Below are 26,265 nucleotides of genomic sequence, written 5' to 3'. Positions count from 1 at the left end.
GCGAAGCGGTGCATGCCTGGCTCGCGTCACACATGGTCGTTCCTCCTGGAGCCTGTCCGCTGTTCCATGACGATGTGGATGAGAGTCCGCAGGGTCCGCGTGCCCCCGGCATCTGCGAGGGAGGCCAGGAGCCTTGCGATGTACGCGACAAACCGACCGACGAACATCCCAACGACCGGCAGCATGGCGAGCCAGACGGAGACTCCGTCCGCCGAGGCGTCGCTCGCTGTGCTGACGATCAAGGCGAAGACACCTACGAGGAGCGCGGTGAGAACGCCAAGGAGGGCGATCGACGGCATGTGGATGCGGATGCCGGTCGGCTGGCGGACCTCAGCGGCAGAGTCTTCGGTGCGGTCTGGACTGCCCTCCATTTCGAGGATCTTCTTCTCGGCCACCGCTTCGATCATTGCCAGATCGTGGGCCAGGTCGTAGGGCTCGTTGTCGAAGTGCTCGGTGGTGACGGAACGGAGCGACTTCAGGCGGGCTGAAACGCCCGCGGCCGGCTTGGGGTTGTGGTGGTTGTGGTTCGAGTTCATGCGTTCCCTCCCTCCAGGTTCCGGCTGATGGCCGTGTGGATCTCCGTCTTGTCTTCGAAGACCTTGCGGAGCTGACGCTTGGCGCGGAGCACGTTCGTGGCGACGCTCGCGCGCTTGATACCGAGGATCTGCGCGACCTCCCCGACACTGAGCCCAGCGACCTCTCGGAGGAGCAGGGTGTTGCGGAGCCGCTCGTCGAGTTCAGAGTCGATCGCCTTGCGGAGTTCCTCGTGTTCGAAGGCCACCTCCGGGCCGACGATCTTGGCGGTGGATGCCCAGAAGGCGATCTCCGGCAGGGTCTCCACCGAGGTGGCGCCGTTTTTCGCGGCCTTGTAGTGGTCCAAGGCGAGGTTCGCCACGATGCGGCAGACGTACGCCTTCGGGTTGTCGATCGGCTTGCCCGTCCGGAGGGCGGCCAGAAGGGTGCCGTACGCCTCGTGGGTCAGGTTGTCGACGTCGGCGCCAGTGCCGGCGATGGGGAGTGCGATGCTGCGGACCAGTGCCCGGGTGTCCTGGTAGAACAGTCCGAACGCGGTGTTGAAGCCGCTGTCCGTGTGGCTGGGCAGGGGCAGATTGGGCTTCAATCCGTCCTCCCCGTGGTCGGCCCGGCGGCCTGATCGGTGCGACGGCGCTCGTCGGCTGAGTGGCTCATGTCTATGTGACTTGCGGCGAGGGGTTTCTTCGACTCACGATTTTCGCCACCTGCAAGATCACGCTTGTCCGCACATGAACGGCCAGCCCGTGCAGCTCACGCTCCCGCTGCTCGGACATGGGAAACGCCGCCGGCGGCACCGTTCGAGACGGTGCCGCCGGCGGCGTTCTTGTGGGTGGCCGACGGTCAGCCTGGTACTCCGGGCCTGGACTGATCACGGGCGGCCGAGGGTGCGGGTGATCCAGCCGGCTTCGCGCCACTGGTCGCGGTTGAGGGTTCCGCGTGCGTCGATGACCTTCGGCGTCTTGGCGCGGCCGGCGAGCCGCTTCGGGTCGATGACGGTGAACTGGTGCCACTCGGTGAGGTGCAGCAGCAGGTCCGTGTCGTCGATGGCGGTGATCGGGTCCTCGGCATAGTCGAGCTCGGGGTGGACCTTGCGGGCGTTGTCGAGGGCCTTGGGGTCGGTGATGGTCACGGTGGCGCCGCGGTCGTGGAGGGCCTGGGCGACGGCGAGGGCGGGCGAGTCGCGGATGTCGTCGGTCTCCGGCTTGAACGCGGCACCCCAGACGGTGATCCGCGTGCCCCGTAGGTCGGTGCCGAGTTCCTCGTGGACCAGGTCGATGACGCGCTGGCGGCGGCGGCCGTTGACGGCGGCGGCCTCGCGGAGCATGCCGACCGCGTCGCCGGCTTCGAGTTCGTCGGCGCGGGTGATGAACCCGCCGAGGTCCTTGGGCAGGCAGCCGCCGCCGAAGCCGAGGCCGGGCCGCATGCTGTGCCGGCCGATGCGGTGGTCGTGGCCGAGGATGTCGGCGAGCTCGGCGACGTTGGCGCCGGACTTCTCGCAGACCTCGGCCATCGCGTTGATGAAGGAGATCTTCGTGGCGAGGTAGGAGTTCGCGGCGCCCTTGGCGAGCTCGGCGGTGGCCCAGTCGGTGACGATCGTCGGGGTACCCGAGTCGATGATCTTCGCGAACGCTTCCCGGAGGACGGCCTCCGCCCAGGAGTGCCCGGTGCTGAAACCCAGGACAAGCCGATCGGGCCGCAGGGTGTCCTCGATCGCGGACGACTCGCGGAGGAACTCGGGGTTCCAGGCGACCTCGACGAGGTCCCCGGCCTCCGAGACGCCGTGGAGGAGTTCGGCGACGCGGGGTGCGGTGCCGACGGGGACGGTGCACTTGACGGCGACCACGGCCGGGACGGTGATGCACGCGCCGAGCCGGGTGACGGCGTCAAAGAGGTGGGTCAGGTCGTAGGCGTCGGTGCCGGGCTGGTTCGGGGTCCCGACGCCGATGAAGTGCAGGTCGGCGAAGTCGGCGGCCTCCTGGTAGGAGGCGGTGAAGCGGAGCCGGCCGGACGCGGTGTGCTTGGCGAGGAGGTCGTCGAGGTCGCGTTCGAAGAACGGGGCCTTCCCGGAGTTGAGGGTGTTGACCTTGTCGATGTCGGAGTCCATGCCCAGCACCTCGTGGCCGAGCTCAGCCATGCAGGCGGCGTGGGTGGCGCCGAGGTAGCCGCATCCGATGACGGTCATCTTCATGGTCGGGGTCGTCCCTTCGGGTGGGGCCGCCGTGGGCGGCCCCACCCGAGCCGACGCCGGGGAGGACGAGGGCGGTCAGGAGGGCCTGGCGGCCAGGTAGCGGTTGATCCCGTCCCGGATGAACGGCGGGATCGTGAGGATGTCGAGGTGCTCGGGTGCGAAGAACTGGAGCTTGACTCCCTCGCCGAGGGGGAGGCGGGTTTCGTCGCCGTCCCAGACCCCGGCGAAGAAGGTGATGATCTGCCCAGAGCCGCGGTGGTCGGTGATCTCGAACAGTTCGGTCAGGCCGGAGGTGGTGAGGCCTGCCTCCTCGTCGAGTTCGCGGACGATCGCGGCCGCCGGATGCTCGCCGAGGTCGCAGCCGCCCCCGAGGAGGCTCCAGTGGGCGGGCCAGGTGATGGCGGGCAGGTCGTCGCGGAGGTGCAGGAGGAGTTCGCTCCGGCGGTTCGTGATGATCGCGACGGCACCTCGGGCGGCGGCCGGCGCGTCTGCGGCAGGGTTCTCGGTGTCCATCCCGCCACCGTAGTAAGCGAGTTGACGATCATGCGGCAGCCCTCACCGTCTGGTCCGAAAACCAGGCGGCTGCCATGAGGGCCTGCATGCGGGTGCGGTCGAAGCGGCCGCCGGGCTTCAGACCCCCCTCGAGGAGGGGGCGGAACGCGGTCGGGGCCTCGGTCAGGGCCATGCCGATCTGGGCGTCGGCCCAGGCCGCGAGGTTCCCGTTGAGCCAGGACGGCACCGGGGAGGCGAAGCCGAGCTTGTCGCGGGCGGCCCAGACCTCCTTCGGCAGGCCGAGGCCCTTCGCGGCGTCCCGCAGGATCCGCTTCCCCTGGGCAGGGTCGGCGACCTTGTAGTCGGCGGGCAGCCGGTAGGAGAACTCGACCAGGTCCCTGGCCAGGTAGGGCGAGCGCCGTTCCAGCGCGTGTGCGGAGGCGAGCTTGTCGCTGGTCATCACCAGCGGCCGCCAGGCCGTCGCCAGGTCGGCCAGGGTCAGGCTGCGGGCCAGGTCGCCGCCCGCGCGGGCCATCGCGTCGGCCACGAGCTCACGGATCCGGCCGTCGGGGTCCGGGCCGCGCAGGATCAGCCGGGTGACCGCCTCCGCCGGGTCGAGGGGCTCGCTGGCGGTGTGCATGAGCTTGGCGGCCAGCGGCTTGTAGGCGTCCATCCCGGCATCGAGGACGGCTTCGGCCCCGAACAGCACGAAGGCCTGGCGGACGTAGCCCATCAGGAACTCGTCCGGGCCGAGGCCGCCGATCACCACCCTGAGGCCGAGTTCGGCGATCCTCCCGTAGGCCATGTGCTCGGAGAACGTGGACGCGTTGCCCATCGGGTAGTCCAGGGCCCGCATCATGTGCGGCAGGGCGTCCGTGAAGTCGAGCTGGTCGGGTTCGACGACGACCAGCTCGGCCCCGATGTCCCGGGCGATCACCGCGGCCGTCGACGACTCGTCGAGGCGGTCCTGTCCGGGGTAGCGGACGGTGACGCAGACCGGGGGCCGCATCAGGTAGGCCAGCACCGCCGAGTCCAAGCCGCCGGACAGCAGGAGGGCGAAGTCGCATGCCGGGGACCTGAGCGGGATCTGCTCAGCGAGGGTCGTGGAGTACCTGGTCAGGGCCTCCGTGTAGGTGCCGGTGAAGGGGGCCCGGTCCTCCAGGTGCCACCAGATCATCTGGTCGATCGAGGCCGTGGTGACGTCGAACGTCAGCAGCGTGGCCGGTGCCAGCAGCTGGATCCCCTGGAACGGGGTGTCCACCCCGACCGGGGTCTCGATCGCGGTCACCTCCGGCCGCAGGACCAGGGGCGCCGGCCCGTACGCGGTCAGGGTGGTGACCTCAGAGGCGAACGCGACCCGGCCGCCGTCCAGCCGCCAGTACAGCGGCTTCTCCCCGAGCCGGTCGCGGGCCAGGAACAGCTTCGCCGTGCGGGGGTCGTAGACCGAGATCGCGAACATGCCGTCCAGGCCGTCCAGGCAGGAGGGGCCGATCTTGGCCCAGGCCCGCAGCAGGAAGTGGGCGTCCGACTCCCGCTCGCCGATGGCGATGCCCCAGGCGGCCGCCTGCTGCCGCCAGTTGTAGATCTCCCCGTTGAACGCCAGCAGCAGCCCGGTCTCCCGGTCCACGTAGGGACCGGGCACGGCCTGCGGGTCGACGATCAGCAGGGTATTCATGGCCAGCACCGCCCGCCCGTCGCGGGCGGCGGCGTGCATGGTGCCGTCCGGACCCCGGTACTGCTGCAGGCCGCCCATCGCGGCGATGGTCTTCTCGTGCCGGAGAGCGTCTCCTCCGGCCAGTCCTGCGATTCCGCACATCCTGGTTCACCCCCGAGCGTGAAGTCGTGGTGCCTGGCGCGGTCGCCGCCGGGAGCTCCTTCCTCGCGTCCCGGCGGCGGCCAGTGCCCTCATCACACCCGCCGGGGCCATGTGGCTGGGAGGGCTCGCAGGGGGGCTCACAACTCGCGAAACAGGTTCACCCAGGGTCCGCAGGGCAATACCCTCAGTGCCTCACGTGGGGAGCCCTCCCGCTTCCCGCGCCCAGCAGAACGCGCACGACCGGAATGCCGGCCTGGTGGAAGAGGAGACTCGGGTGGCGTCGACCAGCCGTCGGAAGCGTCCGCCGAATGCGGACCTGGCCCGGCTCATCGAGACCTGCGGCGCGAGCCACAAGTCGCTGGCCCTGCGGGTCAACCAACTCGCACAGCACATGGGGCTGGAGACGGATTACTCGCACACCTCCATCGCGAACTGGTGCCTGCGAGGCATGATCCCGAAGTGGCCCATCCCGCCCCTCCTCGCGCAGGCCATCGGCGAACGGCTCGGCAGGCCCGTGGGCCTTGGCGAGATCGGTATGGGCGAGGCGGAGACACCGGACGCCGATGTGGGGTTGGATTTCCCCCGCGACCGCGTAGACGCGGTCCGAGTGGCCACCTCGTTCTGGAGCTTCGTGAACCGCCGCGACTTCTTAACCGGATCCGGCTTCGCCGTCTCCGCGTTCACCATGCCCGTGACCCGCTGGCTCGTCACCCCCGCCGACGAGGCCGCCGACATGGCCGGCGGCAAGAAGGTCGGGCGCGCCGACCTTGAAGAACTCCGCGACGCGGCCGACGAGGCCCGCCGCTGGGACTCCAAGTACGGCGGCGGGAACTGGAAGGCGAGCTCGGTCACCGTCTGCCTACAGGAGCGGGCCGCACCGCTGCTACGCGGCTCGTTCACTGACGAGGTGGGCCGCGAGCTGTTCTCCGCCACCTCCGGGCTGTCGCGGCTCGCCGGGTGGACGGCGTTCGACGTCGGACAGCACGACGTCGCCCAGCGGCACTTCATCCAGGCCCTCCGCCTGGCCCGCGCGGGCGGCGACGTCGAGCTCGGCTGCTACGTCCTGACCACGATGGCCATGCAGTCCCTGCTACGGGGCTTCGGCTCCGAGGCCGTCGACATGACACAGGGCGCCTTCGAGCGGGCCAAGCACCAGGCCGCACCCCGCGTCCTCGCGTTCACGAAGCTGATCGAGGCCCGAGCCCACGCCCGCGAGAGGGACGCCAAGGCCGCCTCACGAGCCCTAAAGGCCTCCGAGGACCTCCTCAGCCAGGCCGACGCCTCCAGCGGCTCAGAGCCCACCTGGATCGACTTCTACCACCATGCGCGCCTCTCAGCCGACGCCGCCGAGGTCTTCCGCGACCTGAAGAACCCCAAGGCAGCCCTCGCCTGGAACCAGCAGGCCGCCGCCATGCCCTCCGGGGTCTTCACCCGATCGGTCGGCATGCGACTCGCGATTGTCGGGACGGCTCACCTCCAGGCCCGAGACCTCGACGAGGGGCTTGACCTGGGCAATCGGTCGGTTGACATCCTCGCCCGCGTCGAGTCCTCCCGGGCCAAGGACTACGTCCGCGAGTTCAACACCGCCCTCGCCCCCTGGCGGCGCGAGCCGGCCGTCCGCGAGTTCCTCCACCGCACCCGCACCGAACTCGGCGTCGCGGCCTGATCGCGGCGTACAGGGCCCCGCAGCTTCCGGGATTTCCAGGAGGCGGCGGGGCATCATGAGTGGCATAGACGTGAAGTGCTGGGTCGAGACGGGGTGCACGACCTTGAGGCCGGGCAGCGGGACAGATCCACGTTCCGGATGCCGTGCGATTGCGACACGATCTGCGGGGACACGACGGCTGCAGGAACAAGGCCGCTCTTCATGGACCCGATCCTCACCCGCGCCGCCCACCCGGGACATCCTCCTCAAGACGGAGGCTGGCATGCTTGGCAGGATGAGCAGCCAGCACGTGAACGAGACCTCAGACGTACCCGCGGTCGGCGCGGACAGCCCCTTCCGGCGGGAGCACGCCCTGCGCGACGAGGCCCCGCAGTTCGTCCTCCCGCTGGTGGTGCGGATCGAGAAGGCCGACCCGCCGGCGCGGACCGACGCGCTGGAGACGGCGGCCCGCGCGGTACTGGTGCTGCTCACGGACGAACGCGCCCACGGCGAGGGCGAGTGGGCGCGGGCGGTGCGTGACTGGCAGGACGCCCGGATCCGCAAGGTGGTCCGGCGGGCGCGCGGGGCGGAGTGGCGCAAGGCCGCCTCCCTGCCGGGCGTGACGGTGCACGGCGCCGCGTCCGAGGTGCGGGTCTTCCCGCCGGTGCCGCTGGACGGATGGCCCAAGGAGCTGGCCAAGCTCCAGGTGTCGGGCACCGACCTCGACGACCCGGAGCCGGTGGGTCCGGTCGAGCCGGGGATCCCGCTGCTGTGGCTCAACCCGGACCTGGACATGTCGGCGGGCAAGGCGATGGCCCAGGCCGGGCACGCGGCGCAGCTGGCCTGGTGGGAACTGACCGCGGCCGAGCGGGCCCTGTGGCAGGCCTCCGGCTTCCGGCTGGCGGTACGCACCGCCCCGCGCGAGCGGTGGGCGGAACTGAGCGGGAGCGGGCTGCCGGTGGTGCGGGACGCCGGCTTCACGGAGATCGCCCCGGGCTCCTGCACGGTGGTCGCGGACCACCCGGCGCTGCGCGCCCGGCTCTGAACCGGCGGTCCCGGCGGTGATCCGGCCGGCTCGGGCCGACGGGCCTGCGCGGCGGGGCGCCTGCGGGCCGCCGAAGCGCCTGCGCGGTGGGCCGGAACCTCAAATGTTGCTCTGAACGTCCCCTCCTGGTGGTTGGCCCGGCCGTGCCGGGGCCATCAATCCGGCACACGGTCCGTGAAGGGGGCGAGGGGGACATGAAGCCCATGGAACACCTGGGGGTGGGCATCGGCTGGCGGCCGGAGATCGCGGACGCGGTCGAACGGCTCGACCGGCTGGACTGGGTGGAGGTGGTCGCGGAGAACGTCTGCCCCGGCCACCTGCCCGAGTCCCTCGTGCGGCTGCGCGAGCGGGGGGTCCGCGTCGTGCCGCACGGGGTCTCGCTGGGGCTGGGCGGGGCCGACCGGCCCGACCCGGCGAAGCTGGCCGCGCTCGGGGAGCGGGCGGTGGCGCTGGGGGCGCCGCTGGTCACCGAGCACATCGCCTTCGTACGGACCTCCTCGCCGCTCCTGGAGGCCGGGCACCTGCTGCCCGTGCCCCGGACCCGGGACGCGCTGGACGTGCTGTGCGAGAACGTCCGGATCGCGCAGGACGCGCTGCCCGTGCCGCTGGCCCTGGAGAACATCGCCGCGCTGGTGTCGTGGCCCGGCGAGGAGTTCACGGAGGGGCAGTTCCTGACCGAGCTCGTCGAGCGGACCGGCGTACGGCTGCTCGTCGACGTGGCCAACCTGCACACCAACCGCGTCAACCGCGGCGAGGACCCCGCCGCCGTGCTCGACGGGATCCCGCTGGAGGCCCTCGCCTACGTGCACGTCGCCGGGGGCGTGGAGCGCGACGGCGTCTGGCACGACACCCACGCCCACCCGGTGCCGCCGGCGGTGCTCGACGTACTGGCCCGGCTGCGCGAGCGGGTCGCACCGCCCGGCGTCCTGCTGGAGCGGGACGACGACTTCCCGCCCGAGGCGGAGCTGGCGGCCGAACTGGGCCGGATCCGCGCGGTCGTGGACGCCGGCGGGCCCCCCGGGGCCGTACGGGAGGCCGTCGCCCTCCGGGAGGACGCCGCGGGCCCGGCCGGCGAGGCCACCCGGACCCGGCTGGGGCTCGGGCAGGCGGCCCTGCTGTCGGCGCTGGTCGCGGGGACCCCCGTACCGGAGGGCTTCGACCGGCGGCGCGTGCGCGTGCAGGCGCGGGCGCTGACCGCCAAGCGGGCGTCGGTGGTCGCGAAGGTCGCGCCGGAGCTGCCCGGGATCCTGGGCGGGCCGGCCGCGTACCGCACGGCCTTCCTCGACTACGCCCGCAACCGCCCGATGACGGCCGGATACCGGCGGGACGCGCTGGACTTCGCCGAGCACCTGCTCGTCCGGGACCTGCCCGCCGACCCGGCCGCGCGGCGCCGGCTCACCGCCTGGTGGCGGGAGCGGGCGGGGGTGCGGCCGCCGGGCCGCGTCGTGCGCTGGGCCCGCGCGCTGATGGGGAGGGTCCGGTGAACGCGGCGGCCGTGGCCGTCTGGGCGGCCGTCGCCCTCTCCACCGTCCTGCTGCTGCGCGCCCTGCGCCGCTCCCGCCCGCCGGTGCCCGCGGGCCCGCCCGCCGTGCACGGCCTGTCCGAGGCCGCCTTCCTGGCGGGCGGTCCGGGCACGCTGGTCGACAGCGCGCTCGTCGCGCTGCTCGGGGACGGCCGGCTGCTGGCGGGCGGCCCGGGCGTCGTGCAGGCCCGGCCGGGGGCGCGGGGCGCGGACCCCGTCGAGCGGGCCGTGCTGGCGGCGCTCGCGCAGGCGCCCTCCGGGTGGCTCTACCAGCTGCGGTACGCCGCGATGCGCGATCCGGCGGTGCAGGAGACCGGGGACGCGCTGGCGGCGCGCGGGCTGCTGCGGGACCCGGGGACGGGGCTCGCGGTGCGGCGCTGCGCGCTGGCGCAGGCGGTGGTGTGCGTGGCGCTGGTGCCCGTGTCGCTGGTCGTCACCTCCGTGTTCTGGTCGCTGTACCCGGAGCCCCAGGTGCCGTTCGTCCTCAAGGTGCTTCCGGCGCTGCTGGGCGGCTTCGTGGCGGGCGTGCTGTGCGCGCGGGGGGCCAGGCTCCGGATCACCCCGGCGGGCAAGCGGGCGCTGGCCGTCTTCCGGCAGCGGTACGCGGGCGATCCGGCGCCGCGGGCGCAGGTGGCGCTGTTCGGGCTGCGCGGGCTGCGGGACCCCCGCCTGCGCGAGCAGCTGGTGCCGGCGGCGCGCGACACGCGGCTGGCGGCGGCGCAGTCCCGGCAGCGCGGGGGCGGCTCGTCGGACACGCTCGGGGTGACGTCGGCGGAGCTGCTCCCGGTGCTGTGGTGCGCGGCCGGCGACGGTGGGGGCGGGTCCTCGGGGTCCGGTGGCTGCGGATCCTCCGGAAGCAGCTGTTCCGGCGGTTCCGGTTCGGGTTGCTCGGGTGGTTCCGGTTCGAGCTGCTCCGGCAGCTCCGGTTGGAGCTGGTCCGGTGGTTCGAGTTGCAGCAGCAGTTCCTCCGGTTCCAGCTGCTCCAGCAGTTCCTGACCGACCATCACCACCGCATCACGAGCTGCTCACGCTTGGGCACCGGGCGCCTGAAAGCCGCTCCGGCGGCTGTAGAAATCGCCCATGTTCTGGATCTTGTTCCTGCTGCTGGCCTGGGCCGGGGTGCTGACCTCGGCCGCACGTCTGCTGCGGGCCGCCTCCGAGGCCGCCGAACCGGCGCCCCGCCCCGACGCCGCCGGGCGGCAGCCGGTGCTGAGCCTGTACGAGGCCGCGTACCTGGCCGGCGGCCCGGAGCGGGTCGCCGTACTGACCCTGCTCTCGATGGAGCGCCGCCACCGGCTGCTGCTGGCCCGCACCGGCTGGGCCACCGTGCTCGACCCGGTCGCCCGCGACGCCCACGAGCGGGCCGTGCTGGGCGCGTTCGGCCCCGACGGGCAGTCACCGGTGTCGGCCGTACGGCGGGCCGCCGCCGCGCACGCGGCCGTACGGGCCCTCGCGGACCGGCTGGACGAGGCGGGCCTCTCGCTGCCGGACGGGGTGCGGGACGCGGTGGCGGACGGGGTCCGGTCGGTGCGGTGGGCGGCCGTGCTGGTCGTGGCCATGGCGGGGGCTTCGCTGGCCGTCGCGGAGGACGGGGCGGGCGTGTCGAGGGTGCTGTACTGGTTCGCGCTGCCGATGCTGCTGGCCGTGTGCTGTCTGGCGTTCGCCGCGGCGGGCGGCCCCGGCCACTCCCCCTGGGCCTCCCCCGACGGCCGGCGGCTGCTCCTGGCCCTGGACCGGGACCGCGCGGCCTCCGACCCCCTGGCGGCGGTGGCCGTCCGGGGCCTGCGCGCGGTGCACGACCCGGACTTGCGGGCGGCGCTGGGGCGCGACACGCCGTGATCCCTACGGCAAGAGGGCGTACGGAGCGGGGTGTCGCGGCGGTTCGCGCGTACCGCCACCCCCTCCTGACATCTCATCAGACCAGGCGATGAGATGAAGGGGCCGCCATGCGGAGGAGCCAGACGACGACGCTCGCACGGCAGGGGATCGCCGCCGCGGCGCTCTCCCTCGTCCTGTGCGCCCCCGCACCGGCCCGGGCGGGCACGGCCGCCCCGGGTGACGGCGGCGGGCGGGTCGCCGCCGAGGACGCCGGGGCCGAGCTCGTCGCCCGGCGGGCCGCCGCTGCCGCCGCGCTGCGGCCGGCGGCCGGGCCCCCCGGGGCGGGCGGGGCACCGGCGCAGGGGACCCGGCCCGTCGCCCGGCCGCCCGCCGGGGCCGGGCGGCTGGAGTTCCGGCCCTGTCCCGCCGTCGAGGAACTCCCGGACCCGGTGCGGTGCGCCACCCTGCGGGTCCCGCTCGACTACGCCCGCCCCGACGGCCCGCAGCTCTCCCTCACCGTCAGCCGGGTCCCCGCCACCGGGCGCGGCGGCGCCGCCCGGCAGGGCGCACTGGTGCACAACCCGGGCGGACCGGGCGCCTCCGGGATGTTCTTCCCGCTGCTCGCCGACCGCCCGGCGTGGGCCCGTGTCGCCGCCGCCTACGACCTCGTCGGCTACGCCCCGCGCGGAGTCGGCCGCTCCTCCCCGCTGACCTGCCAGGACCCGGCCGAGCGGCCGCACGGGCCGACCCAGGTCCCGGCCGAGCCCTCCGCCGCGTACAAGCGGGAGCGGCTGGACGCCGCCCGGGCGTACGCGCGGGGCTGCGCCCGGCACGCGGGCCCGGCGCTCGGCTACTTCACGACCCTGAACAACGCCCGTGACCTGGACGTGCTCCGGGCCGCCCTCGGCGAGCGGCGGCTGACCTTCATGGGGGCCTCGTACGGCACCTACCTCGGTGCCGTCTACGCCACCCGCCACCCGGAGCGCGTGCGCCGCATGGTGTTCGACTCCGCGGTCGATCCGGACCCGGCCGGCATCTGGTACCGGAACAACCTCGCCCAGGCTCCGGGCTTCGAGCGCCGCTGGGCCGACTTCCGCGCCTGGGCGGCCCGCCACCACTCCGCGTACGGACTCGGCACCACCGCGCGGGCGGTGCGGGAGAGCTACGAGAAGGTCCGGGCGGCCGTGGCCCGCACCCCGGCGGGCGGGGTGGTCGGGACGGGCGAGCTGCACGCGGCGTACCTCCAGACCGCGTACTACGACGACGTGTGGCCGGACCGGGCAGCGGCCCTCGCCGCGTTCCTGCGCGGAGACCCGGGCCCGCTCGTCCGGCAGGCGGCCCGCGATCCCCGGACGGCTCATGAGGCGGCCAACGCGACGGCCGTCTACACGGCGGTGCTGTGCAACGACGCCCCCTGGCCCGGCGACTGGGAGACCTGGGACCGCGACAACACCGAACTGGCCCGCCGGGCCCCCTTCGAGACCTGGGCCAACGCCTTCCTGAACCTGCCCTGCGCCTCCTGGCCGGCGGCGGAGCGGCAGCGTCCCGTCGACGTGGGGGCGGGGTCCGGCCGGCTGCCCGGGACGCTGATCGTCGCGGCGGAGCGGGACGGGGCGACGCCCCACCGGGGCGCGCTGGAACTCCAGGGGCGGCTCGGCCCCGGGGCCGCGCTGGTCACGGAACGGCGGGCGGGCGCCCACGGGGTGGCCGGCGGACGCAACGCGTGCGTGGACCGGCACGTGGAGCGGTATCTGCTGACGGGCGCCACCCCGGGGTGGCGCGTCACGTGCGCGCCGCATCCGGAGCCCGCACCGGTGTCGCTGGACGACCGGGCAGCGGGCGCCCCCAGGGCGCTGCTGCCTCCGGCCGTCTGAACTTCCGGGCGGGATCTCCGGCTGCGTCGTTTCGGGGGCAGGGCCTCCCGATCCCCGGAGGTCACCCTTGTGTCACGGGTGTTCCTCCGGTCCTTCCCCCCAGGGGAGGTCTCAGGCGAGCCCGGCCACCAGATCGGCGACGGACTTGCGGCGCCCGGTGTAGAAGGGCACCTCCTCGCGGACGTGCATCCGGGCCTCGGAGGCACGCAGGTGGCGCATGAGGTCGACGATGCGGTAGAGCTCGTCGGCCTCGAAGGCCAGCAGCCACTCGTAGTCGCCCAGCGAGAAGGAGGCGACGGTGTTGGCGCGCACGTCGGGGTAGCCGCGGGCCATCTTGCCGTGGTCGGCGAGCATGCGGCGGCGGTCCTCGTCGGGCAGCAGGTACCAGTCGTAGCTGCGCACGAAGGGGTAGACGCTGACGTAGTCGCGGGCGACCTCGTCGGCCAGGAAGGCCGGGATGTGCGACTTGTTGAACTCGGCCGGGCGGTGCAGGGCCATGTTCGACCACACCGGCTCCAGGGCGCGGCCCAGCTTGGTGCGGCGGAACAGGTTGTAGGCGGTCTGCAGCTCGTCCGAGGTCTCGGCGTGCCACCAGATCATGATGTCCGCGTCGGCGCGCAGCCCGGAGACGTCGTAGGTGCCGCGGACCGTGATGTCCTTGGCGGCCAGCTGGTCGAACAGCTCCTGGACCTCGTCGGCGAAGCCGGTCCGGTCCTCGGGCAGGACGTCCTTCAGCTTGAAGACGGACCACAGGGTGTAGCGGATGACCTCGTTGAGGTCCTTCGCCTTCTTCCCCGCGTTGGGAATCTTCTCTGGTGCAGTCATGTGTCCATTGTCCCGTGTGCTGATCAGTGGTCTGTCCCAGGGGTGGCCAAAGCGGCGGTCACCGCGTCGGCCGCCTTCCCGGCGCTCGCCACGCAGGCCGGGATGCCGACCCCGTCGTAGAGGGCCCCGCAGACCGCGAGGCCCGGCAGGGAGGCCACGGCGGCCCGGATCCGCTCGACCCGGGCGAGGTGTCCGACCGGGTACTGGGGCAGTCCGCCGTCCCAGCGGGTGACGGTGGCGGCCACCGGGCGGGCGGCCAGCCCGACGGCTTCGCCGAGGTCCCCGAGGGAGACGTCGACCAGCTCGGAGTCCTCCCGCTTGAGGTCGCCCTCGTCGCCGTGGCGGCCGATGGAGGTGCGCAGCAGGAAGAGCTCGGGGTCGGCGCCGGCCCAGGCCCACTTGTTGCTGGAGAAGGTGGACGCCTTGATCGTGCGGCCGTCCACGGGCGGTACGAGGAACCCGCTGGCGCTCCCGTCGGCGACGGCGGCGGGCAGGTCGGAGCGCCGGAAGGCCATGGTGACCAGGGCCATGGAGGCGTACTCGACCTCGCGGAGCCCCGCGGCGGCCGCCGGTGCGAGGCCGGAGAGCAGGTCGGCGGCGGGTCCGGCCGGGGTGGCGAGGACCACGGCGTCGGCGTCGATGGCCTCGCCGTCGGTGGTGACCCGCCAGCCCTGCGGCGTACGGCCGACCGCGCGCACCGGGGTGCCGGTCAGGATCCGCGCCCCGGCGGCCCGGCAGGCGTCGGCGACGGCGAGCGGGAGCCGGCCGATGCCGCCGGCGATCCCGGCGAAGAAGGCGCCGGTGGCGGCCGCGCCGGTGACGGTGGTCCGCTCGGCGGCCGCGCGGGCGGCGGCGCCGCTCTGGAGGGAGCGGACGCTCTCGGTGAGCGTGGGATGGGTGCGGACGGCCTGGTAGAGGGCGGGGACCGCGGCGCGCATCGAGATGCGGTAGGCGTCGCCGGCGTAGACCCCGCCGAGCAGCGGTTCGACGAGCCGGTCGACGACCTCGCGGCCCATGCGGGCGGCGACGTACGCGCCGACGGCGACGTCCTCGCCGACCTCGGTGGGCGGGAGCCCGGTGTCGGCGGCGATGCGGGCGAGGCCCTCCGCGGACAGGACGCCGGAGGCGGCGAGCGGGGCGGTGTCGCCGGGGACGCCCATCACGTGCCCCTTGGGCATGTCGCGCAGGGCGCCGCGGGTCCACAGGCGGGCGGTGGCGGTCGCCGGCGGCTGGAGGGCGTCGCCGAGGCCGACGGCCCGGGCGAGTTCCAGGGCCTCGGGGCGGCGGGCGAGCACGGATTCGGCACCGAGGTCGACGGGGTTGCCCGCGAGCTCTCCGGCGTACAGCTTGCCGCCGAGGCGCGGGCCGGCCTCCAGGAGGGTGACGCGGAGACCGTCGGCGAGCAGCCGGTGGGCGGCCGCGAGGCCGGAGATGCCGCCGCCGATGACGACGGCGTGCCGCGGGGGGCCCGGCCGGTCCGTACGTGTGTCCGCTTCGTGCATGAACACATGGTCTCAGACCGGTCGGTGAGGCACGGCCGCAGCCTGAACGTGACCGCATCGGGACCACCTCGGGACCTGGGGTGCGAAACCCGCCGGGGACCGCCGGGCGTCGAAACGGGGACACCAGCCGATCCCCCGGGGGGTACTGACGATGCACACGCTCCACAGACACCGCGCCGCCGCTGCGCTGGCCGGCCTCTCGCTCGCGGGGGCCCTCGTGCTCACCGGCTGCGGGGCCGACGGCGACGGGAAGGCCTCCTCGGACCGCGCGGCGGTCGCGGGCCCCCGGGAGGGGGCGGCCGCCCAGGGCAAGCCCGGGGCCGGTGCGGCCGCGCCCCCGGCGGCGGCGCAGGACTCCAAGGCCGGGACGCAGGCGCCGGTGCCGGTGCCGGTGCGTCCCCACGTCATCCGTACGGGGACGCTGGGCATCGAGACGGCCGAGCCGCAGAAGGCGCTGGCCGCGGCGCGTACGGCGGCCGAGGGGGCGGGCGGGTACGTCGGCAACGAGTCCACCGAGCGCGGCCGGGACGGCCGGATGGCCTCGACGCTGACCCTGAGGGTGCCCGGCGAGCGCTTCGACGCGGTGATCGGGGCGCTGGAGGGCAGCGGGAAACTGCTGAACCGGAAGGTCGAGGCTCAGGACGTGACCGAGAAGGTCGCCGACGTCGACAGCCGGGTCACGTCGCAGCGGGCGAGCGTGGCGCGGGTGCGGGAGATGATGGAGAAGGCGTCGGCGCTGAGCGACGTGGTGATGCTGGAGGGCGAGCTGAGCCGGCGCCAGTCCGACCTGGAGTCGCTGCTGGCGCAGCAGAACGCGCTGAAGGACCGGACGGCGATGGGCACGATCACGGTGTCCGTCTCGGAGCCCGCCCCCGCCGCGGAGGAACGGAAGAAGGACCCGGAGCCGGGCCTGGGCGACGCGCTGGCCGGCGGCTGGGACGTGTTCGTCACGCTGGTGCGCTACCTGGCCCTGGCGGCCGCGGCGGTGGCGCCGTTCGCGATCGCCGCCCTCCTGCTGTTCCTCGGCTTCAAGGCGTACCGACGGCTGCGGCCGGCGAAGCCGAAGACGGTCCCGGGCCGGACCCCGGTCCCGCGCCAGGCCGCCCCGGCCGGCGCTCCGGCGGCGGGGGCTGGAGCGGATCTCCAGGACTGAGGGCGGGTCCGCCCGTAGCGTGTCCCCGTAGGCGGAGGCGCGGCACGGAGGCGGGGCACGATGGCGGTGGAGCGACTGGTGGTGGTCGGCGGTGACGCGGCGGGGATGTCCGCCGCGTCACAGGCGCGGCGGCTGAAGGGCCCGGCCGAGCTGGAGATCGTCGCCTTCGAGCGCGGCCACTTCACCTCGTACTCCGCGTGCGGGATCCCGTACTGGATCGGCGGGCTGGTCGGCGAGCGGGACGAGCTGATCGCCCGCACCCCGCAGGAGCACCGCGCCCGGGGCATCGACCTGCGCACCCGGACCGAGGTGGTGGAGCTGGACGTGTCCGGCCGCCGGGTCCGCTCCCGGGACCTGGAGACCGGCGCCGAGTCCTGGACGGGCTACGACAAGCTGGTCCTGGCGACCGGCGCCCGCCCGGTCCGGCCGAAGCTGCCGGGGATCGGCGCGCACGGGGTGCACGGGATCCAGTCCCTGGACGACGGGCAGCGTCTGATGGGCACGCTGGAGCGTACGGAGGGCCGCCGGGCGGTCGTGGTCGGCGCGGGCTACATCGGCGTGGAGATGGCCGAGGCCCTGGTGAACCGGGGGTACGAGGTCACCGTGCTGCACCGGGGCCCGCAGCCCATGGCCACCCTGGACCCGGACATGGGCGGCCTGGTGCACGGCGCGATGAACGCGATGGGCATCGTGACGGTCGCCGGCGCCGAGGTGGTGGAGGTCCTCACGGACGAGGAGGGCCAGGCGCGCGGGGTGGTGACGGCGGACGGCCGGGAGTACCCGGCGGACGTGGTCGTCCTCGGCATCGGCGTGGAGCCCCGCACGGCCCTGGCCCGCGCGGCGGGGCTGCCGCTGGGCGGGTCGGGGGGCCTGCTGACGGACCTGTCGATGCGGGTCCGGGGCCACGAGGACATCTGGGCGGGCGGCGACTGCGTGGAGGTCCTGGACCTGGTGGCGGGCCGGCCGCGGCACATCCCCCTGGGCACGCACGCCAACAAGCACGGCCAGGTGATCGGCTCGAACGCCGGCGGCGGCTACGCCACCTTCCCGGGTGTCGTCGGGACGGCGGTCAGCAAGGTCTGCGACCTGGAGATCGCCCGTACGGGGCTGCGCGAGAAGGACGCCCGGGAGGCGGGCCTGCGCTTCGTGACGGCCACCATCCGCTCGACGAACACGGCGGGCTACTACCCGGACGCCCAGGAGATGACGGTCAAGATGCTGGCCGAGCGCCGCACGGGCCGCCTCCTCGGCGTGCAGATCGTCGGAGGGGCGGGCTCGGCGAAGCGGGTGGACATCGCGGCGGTCGCCCTGACGGCGGGGATGACGGTGGAGCAGGTGGTCTCCCTGGACCTGGGCTACGCCCCGCCGTTCTCCCCCGTGTGGGACCCGGTGCTGGTCGCTGCGCGCAAGGCCGTCACCGCTGTCCGCTCGGCCGGGGTGTAGCCCTGCGCTCAAACGCCGCGCGGGCTGGATCCGCGCAGCGAATTCCAGCCCCGCCAGCGTTTGAGGCGCGGGGGTCTGGGGGCGGAGCCCCCAGGGGGTCCGGGGCGCAGCCCCGGGAACGGAGAAAGGGCGGGGCGGAGCGGCGCCCCAGGCACCGCCCCCCCCGCCCCACCCCGTACGGCTAGCGCTGCGTCTTGGTGTGGACGTAGTCCACCAGGCGGGTCAGCGCGTCCGGGTCGGTGGTCGGCAGGACTCCGTGGCCGAGGTTGAAGACGTGGCCCTCCAGGCCGGCCGCGGCGGCCAGGACCTCGTCCGTCTTGGCCTCCACGGCCTCCGGGGTGGAGAAGAGGACCGCCGGGTCCAGGTTGCCCTGGAGCGCCTTGCCGGGGCCGACGCGGCGGACGGCCTCGTCCAGCGAGACCCGGTAGTCGACGCCCATGACGTCCGCGCCGGCCTCGCCCATCAGGCCGAGCAGCTCGCCCGTGCCCACGCCGAAGTGGATGCGCGGGACGCCGTACGAGGCGACGGACTCCAGGACCTTCGCGGAGGCCGGCATGACCGAGCGGCGGTAGTCCGCCGGGGCCAGGGCGCCGACCCAGGAGTCGAAGAGCTGGACGGCGGAGGCGCCGGCCTCGATCTGGACCTTCAGGAAGGCGGAGGTGATCTCGGCGAGCCGGTCGAGCAGCTCGGCCCACAGCTCCGGGTCCCCGTACATCAGGGCCTTGGTGTGCTCGTGGTTCTTGGAGGGGCCGCCCTCGACGAGGTAGCTCGCGAGGGTGAAAGGCGCGCCGGCGAAGCCGATCAACGGCGTGCCGCCGAGTTCACCCGTGAGCATGCCGATCGCCTCGGTGACGTACGGGACGTCCTCGGGGGTGAGGTCGCGCAGCTGTGCGAGGTCCTCGCGGCGGCGGATCGGCTGGGCGACGACGGGGCCGACGCCCGGCTTGATGTCGAGGTCGACGCCGATGGCCTTCAGCGGGACCACGATGTCGGAGAAGAAGATCGCCGCGTCGACATTGTGGCGCCGCACGGGCTGCATGGTGATCTCGGTGACCAGGTCGGGGCGCATGCAGGACTCCAGCATGGCGGTGCCCTCGCGCACCTTGCGGTACTCGGGGAGTGAGCGGCCGGCCTGCCTCATGAACCACACGGGGGTGTGCGGTACCGGCTCCCGCCGGCACGCCTTCAGGAAGGCGGAATCGTACGTCTGGCTCGGCAGGCCCTTGGGGCGGTCGTTGGCGCTCACGACCCAAATCTTCGCACGTATGAAGAAGTGCCCGCCCCGGCACGGGTGTCCCTGCGCCGTACGGGCGCTCGTTCCGCCTAGTCTTCCCGGCATGGCTGCGGCTCAGGGACGATTTTCAGATGGCGCCGAGGGTACGGACAGCGCGAAGGAGAGTTCCGTCCCGCTCCCGTTCCGGCGGGCGGTCGACGGACTGCGCAAGGCGCGGCTGCGGCCCGGGATCGAGATCGAGCCGACGAAGCCGCCCCAGCGCCTGGCACCCTACGCCTACGCGCTGGAGGCGGCGGTCGTGGAGGGGGAGGACGACCTGGCCGACGGCCGGCTGATCCTGCTCCACGACCCGGCCGGGCACGACGCCTGGCAGGGCACCTTCCGGCTGGTGACGCTCGTGCGGGCGGAGCTGGAGCCGGAGATGGCGGCGGACCCGCTGCTGCCGGAGGTGTGCTGGTCGTGGCTGACCGGGGCGCTGGAGGCGCGCGGGCTGGCGTACGGGGAGGCGAGCGGCACCGTGACCATGGCGGGCTCGCACTACTTCGGGGGGCTCGCGGAGCGGCGTCCGGCCACGCAGATCGAGATCAGGGCCTCGTGGACGCCCCGCGAGGGCGTGGGCGGGGTGCCCGACACCACGGCGCACCTGGCCGCCTGGTGCGAGCTCCTGTGCCAGATCGCGGGGCTGCCGCCGGTGGGGCCGACGGACAGTGCCACGGGCGTGGTGTCCCTGCCACAGCGGCGCGGTCCGCACCACCCGTAGCCGCGTGCCGCGAGGGGGCCGTCCGGCCCCGCCCGCGCACCGGAAACGACCGGCCGATGTCGTAACGGTGCGTCAGAACGGCGCGCGCCGGGCGGCCTTCTGATCATCCCTTGATCGATCGTGCGTCCGAATTGCCCGAATTGTTACTCACCAAATCGTGATCATTCCCTAAAGCCGGGTGGGTGACGTGCCGAAGGAGTCAGTGACCATCCGCACGGTGCGAACCGGCTTCCTTCCCCGAGCCGGCCGTCCCGCCACTCCCCCAGGAGGCCTAGGTGTCCGTTCTTCTCGAGCAGCCCGCAAGCCTGGTCGCCTACCGCCCGAACAAGCCGACGGCCATGGTCGTCGTGGCCGACCCGCGCGTCCGTTCCACGGTGACCCGCCATCTGTGGGCCCTCGGAGTCCGTGACGTGATCGAGGCGTCGTCCATCGCGGAGGCCCGCCCCCGCGTCGGCAGCCCGCGCGACATCTGCGTGGCCGACGTACACCTGCCCGACGGCTCCGGCCTCACCCTGCTCTCCGAGACCCGCGCCGCGGGCTGGCCGAACGGCCTGGCCCTGTCCGCCGCCGATGACATCGGTGCCGTGCGCAACGCCCTCGCGGGCGGGGTGAAGGGCTACGTCGTCACGGGTACGCGGACCAACATCGGGCTCCCCACCCGGCCCGGCGCCGCCCCCATCGGCGCTGCCGCCGCCCGTATGCACCGCCGCCCCCCGGGTGCCCCGAGCCACCCGGGCGGCTACCGAGAGCTCTCCGGCCGCGAGGTCGAGGTCCTGCGCCTCGTCGCGGAGGGCCAGTCCAACAAGGCCATCGGCGTCTCGATGGGCCTGTCCGCCCTGACCGTCAAGTCCCACCTCGCCCGGATCGCCCGCAAGCTGGGCACCGGCGACCGGGCCGGGATGGTCGCCGTCGCGCTGCGGACGGGGATCATCCACTGATCCCGCCCCGAGGCTCCCGGGCGAACCGCCGGGAGACCCCGGGGACCGGCCGCCGCTCTCCCCCTCGCGCCCGTCGACGGAACGTTCCGGCGACGGGCGCGTCACATACACGGATACCCTTGACCGGTGACCGACGCCCAAGAGACCGCAGCACACCTGCGCACCACCACCGGGGGCGGCCCCCCGGACGCCGAGGTTCCGTCCGATGGGCAGCCGACGCCGATTCCCTTGCTCGAACCCCGTGAGGGCATTCCCCCGGTCGTCGCCGACGCCGAGGCCCTCGCCCGGGTCGTCGCGGCCTTCGCCGCCGGCACCGGGCCCGTCGCCGTCGACGCCGAACGCGCCTCCGGCTACCGCTACGGCCAGCGCGCCTACCTGGTGCAGCTGCGCCGCCAGGGCGCGGGCTCCGCGCTGATCGACCCGGTGGGCTGCCCGGACCTGTCCTCGCTGGGCGAGGCCCTCTCCGGGACCGAGTGGATCCTGCACGCCGCCACCCAGGACCTGCCCTGCCTGCGTGAAATAGGCATGGTGCCCACCTCGCTCTTCGACACCGAACTGGCCGGCCGCCTGGCGGGCTTCCCCCGGGTCGGACTCGGCGCCATGGTCGAGAGCGTGCTCGGCTACGCCCTGGAGAAGGGGCACTCCGCCGTCGACTGGTCCACCCGCCCGCTGCCCGAGCCCTGGCTGCGCTACGCCGCGCTCGACGTGGAGCTGCTGGTGGACCTGCGGGACGCGCTGGAGAAGGAACTGGACCGGCAGGGCAAGCTGGAGTGGGCCCGCCAGGAGTTCGACGCCATCGCCTCGGCCCCGCCCGCCCCGCCCCGCAAGGACCCGTGGCGCCGCACCTCCGGCATGCACAAGGTGCGCCGCCGCCGCCAGATGGCGGTCGTCCGGGAGCTGTGGGAGTCCCGCGACCGCATCGCGCAGCGCAGGGACGTCTCTCCCGGCAAGGTGCTGGGGGACGCGGCGATCGTGGAGGCGGCCCTCGCCCTCCCGGCGAACGTGCACGCCCTGTCGGCCCTGCCCGGGTACGGGCAGCGGATGGGCCGCCGTCAGCTGGACCAGTGGATGGCCGCCGTGGAGCGGGCCAGGGCCCTGCCCGAGAACGAACTGCCGCAGCCTGGGGCGTCCCCGTCCGGCCCGCCCCCGCCGCGTTCCTGGGCGGACAAGGACCCGGCCGCAGCGGCCCGCCTGTCGGCGGCCCGTACGGCCGTCTCGGCGCTGGCCGAGCGGCTGAACCTGCCGCAGGAGAACCTGATCACCCCGGACACCGTGCGCCGGCTGTGCTGGGAGCCCCCCAAGCGGCTCGACGGGGACACGGTGGCGCAGGCCCTGGCCGGCTACGGCGCCCGCCCCTGGCAGATCGAGCAGGTGACCCCGGCCCTGGCCACGGCACTGGCCGCGACCGCCTGAGCCGCCGCGCGCACCGCGTACAGGCCCCCGGCTCCCGTGCCGGGGGCCTGCGCGCGTTCACGGCGCGGGAGTGATGTCCTGGTGCTTGGGGTTGGCGTTGCAGGGGTCGTCCATCACCGGGGGCCGGTACGAGCGTCCGTGGCCCTGGAGGTCCATCGCGAAGACGTCGTAGTCCGCGTCGGCGAGGAACTGCATCCAGTTGTACTTGCCGGTGCCGAAATCGGCTCCCGGCCCTGCCCGGCCGTGCAGGATCAGCACCGCCTTGCGGTCGGCCTCGTGTTTCGTTCCGTCGCGCTCGCGCACGAACAGGGTGATGGTCTCGCCCTTGGTGACGGGGAGCTCGGAGACGTGGGGTACGGCGTGGTCGGTGGTGATGACGGCCATGGCGGGGCCCTTCCGGTCGGCGCGGCCCGGCCGGGACGCCGGGCCCCGGCCAGGATCGGTACGCGACGGGCGGGCGGCTTCGGCGCCCCGCCGCACGAGCGGCGAGCCGACCCCTTCGGGGCGTCCCGTCCCTCCGATCGGGCCCTGCCGGAGTGTGACCTTCGCCGCTCCTCGGGGAGGGGGTGTGCACATTGGTTACCCGCAAGTAGCATGGGCCGGGTGAGCGGGCGCTCAGCCATACGGCCGGGCCGCCCCCGCGCAGCAGCGCCATCCCGTACCTGGAGGAGAGCCAACGTGCCTCGTACCGTCAGGGACGTCGTCTTCGTCGACGGCGTCCGCACCCCGTTCGGCAAGGCGGGCCCGAAGGGCATCTACCACGAGACCCGCGCCGACGACCTCGTCGTGAAGGCGATCCGGGAGCTGCTGCGCCGCAACCCGGACCTGGACCCCAAGAAGATCGACGAGGTCGCCATCGCCGCGACCACGCAGATCGGCGACCAGGGCCTGACGCTGGGCCGCACGGCGGGCATCCTCGCGGGCCTGCCGCAGTCCGTCCCGGGCTACTCCATCGACCGCATGTGCGCCGGCGCGCTGACCGCCGTGACCGCCGTCGCGGGCGGTGTGGCCTTCGGTGCGTACGACGTCGCCCTCGCCGGCGGTGTCGAGCACATGGGCCGCCACCCCATGGGCGAGGGCGTCGACCCGAACCCGCGCTTCGTCTCCGAGAAGCTGGTCGACGAGTCCGCCCTGTTCATGGGCATGACCGCCGAGAACCTGCACGACCGGTACCCGACGATCACCAAGCTCCGCGCCGACCAGTACGCGGTGCGCTCGCAGGAGAAGGCCGCCAAGGCGTACGCCGACGGCAAGATCCAGCAGGACCTGGTCCCGATCTCGGTGCGCAACACCAACGAGGCCGCGGGCGAGACGGGCTGGGGCCTGGTCACCACCGACGAGCCGATGCGCCCGGGCACCACGCTGGAGAACCTGGCCGGCCTGAAGACCCCGTTCCGTACGCACGGCCGGGTCACCGCGGGCAACGCCGCCGGTCTCAACGACGGCGCCACCGCCGCGATCATCGCGTCCGAGGACTTCGCCCGGGAGAACAACCTCCCGGTCAAGATGCGCCTCGTCTCGTACTCCTTCGCGGGCGTCGAGCCGGAGGTCATGGGCTACGGCCCGATCCCGGCCACCGAGAAGGCCCTCGCCCAGGCCGGCCTGTCCATCGAGGACATAGGCCTGTTCGAGATCAACGAGGCCTTCGCGGTCCAGGTCCTCGCCTTCCTGGAGCACTACGGCATCGCCGACGACGACGCCCGCGTGAACCAGTACGGCGGCGCCATCGCCTTCGGCCACCCGCTGGCCTCCTCCGGCGTCCGCCTGATGACGCAGCTGGCCCGCCAGTTCGAGGAGCAGCCGCACGTCCGCTACGGCCTGACCACCATGTGCGTCGGCTTCGGCATGGGCGCCACGGTCATCTGGGAGAACCCGCACTTCAACGCCGAGGGAGACTCCAAGTGAGCACCACCGCTGAGCTCCTGAAGGGCGCGGCCGAGCTGTTCCCGGACGAGGTCGTCACGTCCGCGCACGTCCGCCACCTGGACCTGCCGTTCGGCGCCGGGCGCTTCGCGCTCGTCACGCTGGACAACGGCTTCGACCACACCAAGCCGACCACCTTCGGCCCGCAGTCCCTCGCCAACCTGAACGCGGCGATCGACCAGGTCGAGCAGGAGGCCGCCGCCGGCACCATCGTCGGCGCGGGCATCACCGGCAAGCCGTTCATCTTCGCGGTCGGCGCCGACCTCAAGGGCGTCGAGCTGCTGAAGCAGCACGACGAGGCGCTCGCCATCGGCAAGGGCGGCCACGACGTCTTCAAGCGGCTCTCGGGCCTGGCCGTCCCCACCTTCGCGTACTACAACGGCGCGGCGATGGGCGGCGGTGTCGAGGTCGGCCTGCACTGCTCGTACCGCACCGTCTCGAAGGCCATCCCGGCCTTCTCGCTGCCCGAGGTCTTCCTCGGCCTGGTTCCGGGCTGGGGCGGCTGCGCCATCCTCCCGAACCTGATCGGCGCGGAGCGCGCGGTCTCGGTCATCATCGAGAACTCGCTGAACCAGAACCGCCAGCTCAAGGGCAAGCAGGTCTTCGAGCTCGGCATCGCCGACGCGATCTTCGAGGGCGCCGACTTCCTGGAGCAGTCCCTGATCTGGACCGCGAAGGTCCTGAAGGGCGAGACCGAGGTCGTACGCGCCGAGGTCGACCGCGGCGAGGCCTGGGACGCGGCCGTCGCCAAGGGCCGCTCCATCGCGGACTCCAAGGTGCACGGCGCCGCTCCGGCCGCCTACCGCGCGCTGGACATCATCGCCGCGGCCAAGGACGGCGACCTCCAGGCCGGCTTCGACGCCGAGGACCAGGCCCTCGCGGACCTGATCATGGGCGGCGAGCTGCGCTCGGGCATCTACGCCTTCAACCTGGTCCAGAAGCGCGGCAAGCGCCCGGCCGGCGCCCCGGACAAGTCCCTGGCTCGTCCGGTCACCAAGGTCGGCGTCGTCGGCGCGGGCCTGATGGCCTCGCAGCTGGCGCTGCTGTTCCTGCGCCGCCTGGAGGTGCCGGTGGTCCTCACCGACATCGACCAGGAGCGCGTGGACAAGGGCGTGGGCTACGTCCACGCCGAGATCCAGAAGCTGCTCGGCAAGGGCCGCATCAACCAGGACAAGGCCAACCGCCTGAGCGCCCTGGTGACCGGTGTCCTGGACAAGGCCGAGGGCTTCGCGGACGCGGACTTCATCATCGAGGCCGTGTTCGAGGAGATGTCCGTCAAGCAGAAGGTGTTCGCGGAGGTCGAGGCGGTCGCCCCGGCGCACGCGATCCTCGCCACCAACACCTCCTCGCTGTCGGTCTCGGAGATGGCCTCCAAGCTCCGGCACCCGGAGCGCGTGGTCGGCTTCCACTTCTTCAACCCGGTCGCGATCCTCCCGCTGCTGGAGATCGTCCGCGGCGAGAAGACCGACGACGCCTCGCTGGCCACGGCCTTCGGTGTCGCCAAGAAGCTGAAGAAGACCGCGGTCCTGACGAAGGACGCCCCGGCGTTCGTCGTGAACCGCATCCTGACCCGCTTCATGGGCGAGATCCAGAACGTCATCGACGAGGGCACCCCGGTGGCCACGGCGGAGAAGGCCATCGAGCCGCTCGGCCTGCCGATGTCCCCGCTGGTCCTGCTGGAGCTCGTGGGCCCGGCGATCGGTCTGCACGTCTCCGAGACCCTGAACCGTTCCTTCCCGGAGCGCTTCACCGTCTCCCCGAACCTCAAGCGCGTGGTCGAGGCGGGCAAGCGCGGCTTCTACGTCTACTCCGCCGAGAACGGCTTCAAGCCGGAGCTGGACCCGGAGGTCGCCGCCCTCCTGGTGCAGGGCGACTCCGTCCTGACGGAGGAGCAGGTCCGCGACCGCGTCCTGGACGCGGTGGCGCAGGAGATCGGCCTGATGCTGGAGGAGGGTGTCGTGGCCGAGGCCCAGGACATCGACCTCTGCCTCATCACCGGTGCGGGCTGGCCCTTCCACCTGGGCGGCATCACCCCGTACCTGGACCGTGAGGGCGTCTCGGAGCGGGTGAACGGCAAGAAGTTCCTCGCCCCGGGCGTGGCGAGCGTCCCGGCGTAACCCCCGGCGCAGTACGCGAAACG

General features: G+C 73.4%; 22 protein-coding genes. 13 read left to right on the top strand and 9 right to left on the bottom strand.

All coding sequences use genetic code 11. The features are described from left to right. Positions 1 to 26 precede the first annotated feature (26 nt). The 5 genes from AC069X_RS08005 to AC069X_RS07985 form a co-directional block, all read right to left on the bottom strand. Entirely contained in the window at positions 27 to 536 is a 510-nt protein-coding gene (locus AC069X_RS08005) for a hypothetical protein (protein ID WP_478726261.1), read from the bottom strand. Then, complete coding sequence (locus AC069X_RS08000) at positions 533 to 1,120, bottom strand: RNA polymerase sigma factor (RefSeq protein WP_478726260.1); 588 nt, start codon at positions 1,118 to 1,120, stop codon at positions 533 to 535. The genes AC069X_RS08005 and AC069X_RS08000 overlap by 4 nt, the downstream gene beginning before the upstream one ends. 282 nt (positions 1,121 to 1,402) lie before the next feature. After that, a complete protein-coding gene (locus AC069X_RS07995; protein ID WP_478726259.1) occupies positions 1,403 to 2,722 on the bottom strand; it encodes a UDP-glucose dehydrogenase family protein in 1,320 nt (439 codons plus the stop codon). A gap of 75 nt (positions 2,723 to 2,797) precedes the next feature. After that, positions 2,798 to 3,235, bottom strand: coding sequence for an NUDIX domain-containing protein (locus tag AC069X_RS07990; RefSeq protein WP_478726257.1), 438 nt, complete (start codon positions 3,233 to 3,235; stop codon positions 2,798 to 2,800). Between the two features lie 28 nt (positions 3,236 to 3,263). Then, entirely contained in the window at positions 3,264 to 5,030 is a 1,767-nt protein-coding gene (locus AC069X_RS07985; RefSeq protein WP_478726255.1) for an asparagine synthetase B family protein, read from the bottom strand. A 274-nt stretch (positions 5,031 to 5,304) separates the two neighbouring features. Here AC069X_RS07985 and AC069X_RS07980 point away from each other — a divergent pair, with 274 nt between their 5' ends. From AC069X_RS07980 to AC069X_RS07955, 6 genes are all read left to right on the top strand, one after another. Continuing rightward, entirely contained in the window at positions 5,305 to 6,696 is a 1,392-nt protein-coding gene (locus tag AC069X_RS07980) for a sporulation protein (RefSeq protein WP_478726253.1), read from the top strand. A gap of 274 nt (positions 6,697 to 6,970) precedes the next feature. Then, positions 6,971 to 7,720 carry a peptidyl-tRNA hydrolase gene (locus AC069X_RS07975; RefSeq protein WP_478726251.1) on the top strand — a complete coding sequence of 250 codons (750 nt, stop codon included), beginning with the start codon at positions 6,971 to 6,973 and terminating at the stop codon, positions 7,718 to 7,720. A gap of 203 nt (positions 7,721 to 7,923) precedes the next feature. Further along, positions 7,924 to 9,204 (top strand): MbnB/TglH/ChrH family RiPP precursor modification enzyme, encoded by a 1,281-nt coding sequence (locus tag AC069X_RS07970; RefSeq protein ID WP_478726373.1) that lies wholly within the window; start codon positions 7,924 to 7,926, stop codon positions 9,202 to 9,204. Beyond that, positions 9,201 to 10,238, top strand: a complete 1,038-nt coding sequence (locus AC069X_RS07965) for a TIGR04222 domain-containing membrane protein (RefSeq protein WP_478726250.1) — start codon at positions 9,201 to 9,203, stop codon at positions 10,236 to 10,238. The genes AC069X_RS07970 and AC069X_RS07965 overlap by 4 nt, the downstream gene beginning before the upstream one ends. An 84-nt stretch (positions 10,239 to 10,322) precedes the next feature. Continuing rightward, complete coding sequence (locus AC069X_RS07960) at positions 10,323 to 11,081, top strand: TIGR04222 domain-containing membrane protein (RefSeq protein WP_478726248.1); 759 nt, start codon at positions 10,323 to 10,325, stop codon at positions 11,079 to 11,081. 107 nt (positions 11,082 to 11,188) lie between these two features. Then, positions 11,189 to 12,934, top strand: coding sequence for an alpha/beta hydrolase (locus AC069X_RS07955; RefSeq protein ID WP_478726246.1), 1,746 nt, complete (start codon positions 11,189 to 11,191; stop codon positions 12,932 to 12,934). Between the two features lie 111 nt (positions 12,935 to 13,045). Here the strand turns inward: AC069X_RS07955 and hemQ are convergent, their stop codons facing one another. Together hemQ and hemG are read right to left on the bottom strand one after the other, a co-directional pair. Beyond that, positions 13,046 to 13,759: a hydrogen peroxide-dependent heme synthase gene (hemQ, locus tag AC069X_RS07950; RefSeq protein WP_388938559.1), complete on the bottom strand. Its 714-nt coding sequence runs from the start codon at positions 13,757 to 13,759 to the stop codon at positions 13,046 to 13,048. A 23-nt stretch (positions 13,760 to 13,782) separates the two neighbouring features. Further along, positions 13,783 to 15,261 carry a protoporphyrinogen oxidase gene (gene hemG / locus AC069X_RS07945; protein ID WP_478726244.1) on the bottom strand — a complete coding sequence of 493 codons (1,479 nt, stop codon included), beginning with the start codon at positions 15,259 to 15,261 and terminating at the stop codon, positions 13,783 to 13,785. A gap of 151 nt (positions 15,262 to 15,412) precedes the next feature. On the opposite strand from hemG, the gene AC069X_RS07940 reads away from it, so the two are divergent. After that, positions 15,413 to 16,414: a DUF4349 domain-containing protein gene (locus tag AC069X_RS07940; protein ID WP_478726242.1), complete on the top strand. Its 1,002-nt coding sequence runs from the start codon at positions 15,413 to 15,415 to the stop codon at positions 16,412 to 16,414. A gap of 60 nt (positions 16,415 to 16,474) precedes the next feature. Next, positions 16,475 to 17,857, top strand: a complete 1,383-nt coding sequence (locus AC069X_RS07935) for an FAD-dependent oxidoreductase (protein ID WP_478726241.1) — start codon at positions 16,475 to 16,477, stop codon at positions 17,855 to 17,857. 181 nt (positions 17,858 to 18,038) lie between these two features. Here AC069X_RS07935 and hemE read toward each other — a convergent pair whose 3' ends face one another. Next, positions 18,039 to 19,103 (bottom strand): uroporphyrinogen decarboxylase, encoded by a 1,065-nt coding sequence (hemE, locus tag AC069X_RS07930; RefSeq protein WP_478726239.1) that lies wholly within the window; start codon positions 19,101 to 19,103, stop codon positions 18,039 to 18,041. Positions 19,104 to 19,194: 91 nt separating this feature from the next. Here hemE and AC069X_RS07925 point away from each other — a divergent pair, with 91 nt between their 5' ends. From AC069X_RS07925 to AC069X_RS07915, 3 genes are all read left to right on the top strand, one after another. Continuing rightward, positions 19,195 to 19,851 carry a DUF3000 domain-containing protein gene (locus tag AC069X_RS07925; protein ID WP_478726237.1) on the top strand — a complete coding sequence of 219 codons (657 nt, stop codon included), beginning with the start codon at positions 19,195 to 19,197 and terminating at the stop codon, positions 19,849 to 19,851. Between the two features lie 275 nt (positions 19,852 to 20,126). Beyond that, entirely contained in the window at positions 20,127 to 20,789 is a 663-nt protein-coding gene (locus AC069X_RS07920) for a helix-turn-helix transcriptional regulator (RefSeq protein ID WP_007267191.1), read from the top strand. A gap of 126 nt (positions 20,790 to 20,915) precedes the next feature. Further along, entirely contained in the window at positions 20,916 to 22,202 is a 1,287-nt protein-coding gene (locus AC069X_RS07915; protein WP_478726235.1) for an HRDC domain-containing protein, read from the top strand. Between the two features lie 57 nt (positions 22,203 to 22,259). Here AC069X_RS07915 and AC069X_RS07910 read toward each other — a convergent pair whose 3' ends face one another. Beyond that, positions 22,260 to 22,586, bottom strand: coding sequence for an alpha/beta fold hydrolase (locus AC069X_RS07910; RefSeq protein ID WP_478726233.1), 327 nt, complete (start codon positions 22,584 to 22,586; stop codon positions 22,260 to 22,262). A gap of 294 nt (positions 22,587 to 22,880) precedes the next feature. Here AC069X_RS07910 and AC069X_RS07905 point away from each other — a divergent pair, with 294 nt between their 5' ends. Together AC069X_RS07905 and AC069X_RS07900 are read left to right on the top strand one after the other, a co-directional pair. Continuing rightward, positions 22,881 to 24,107: a thiolase family protein gene (locus AC069X_RS07905; RefSeq protein WP_478726231.1), complete on the top strand. Its 1,227-nt coding sequence runs from the start codon at positions 22,881 to 22,883 to the stop codon at positions 24,105 to 24,107. Then, positions 24,104 to 26,242: a 3-hydroxyacyl-CoA dehydrogenase NAD-binding domain-containing protein gene (locus AC069X_RS07900; protein WP_478726230.1), complete on the top strand. Its 2,139-nt coding sequence runs from the start codon at positions 24,104 to 24,106 to the stop codon at positions 26,240 to 26,242. The genes AC069X_RS07905 and AC069X_RS07900 overlap by 4 nt, the downstream gene beginning before the upstream one ends. Positions 26,243 to 26,265 lie beyond the last annotated feature (23 nt).

Source organism: Streptomyces sp. NPDC043896 (assembly GCF_056435605.1).
Note: the sequence above shows the minus strand (reverse complement) of the source record. Positions and strands in the feature narration are given on the sequence as shown.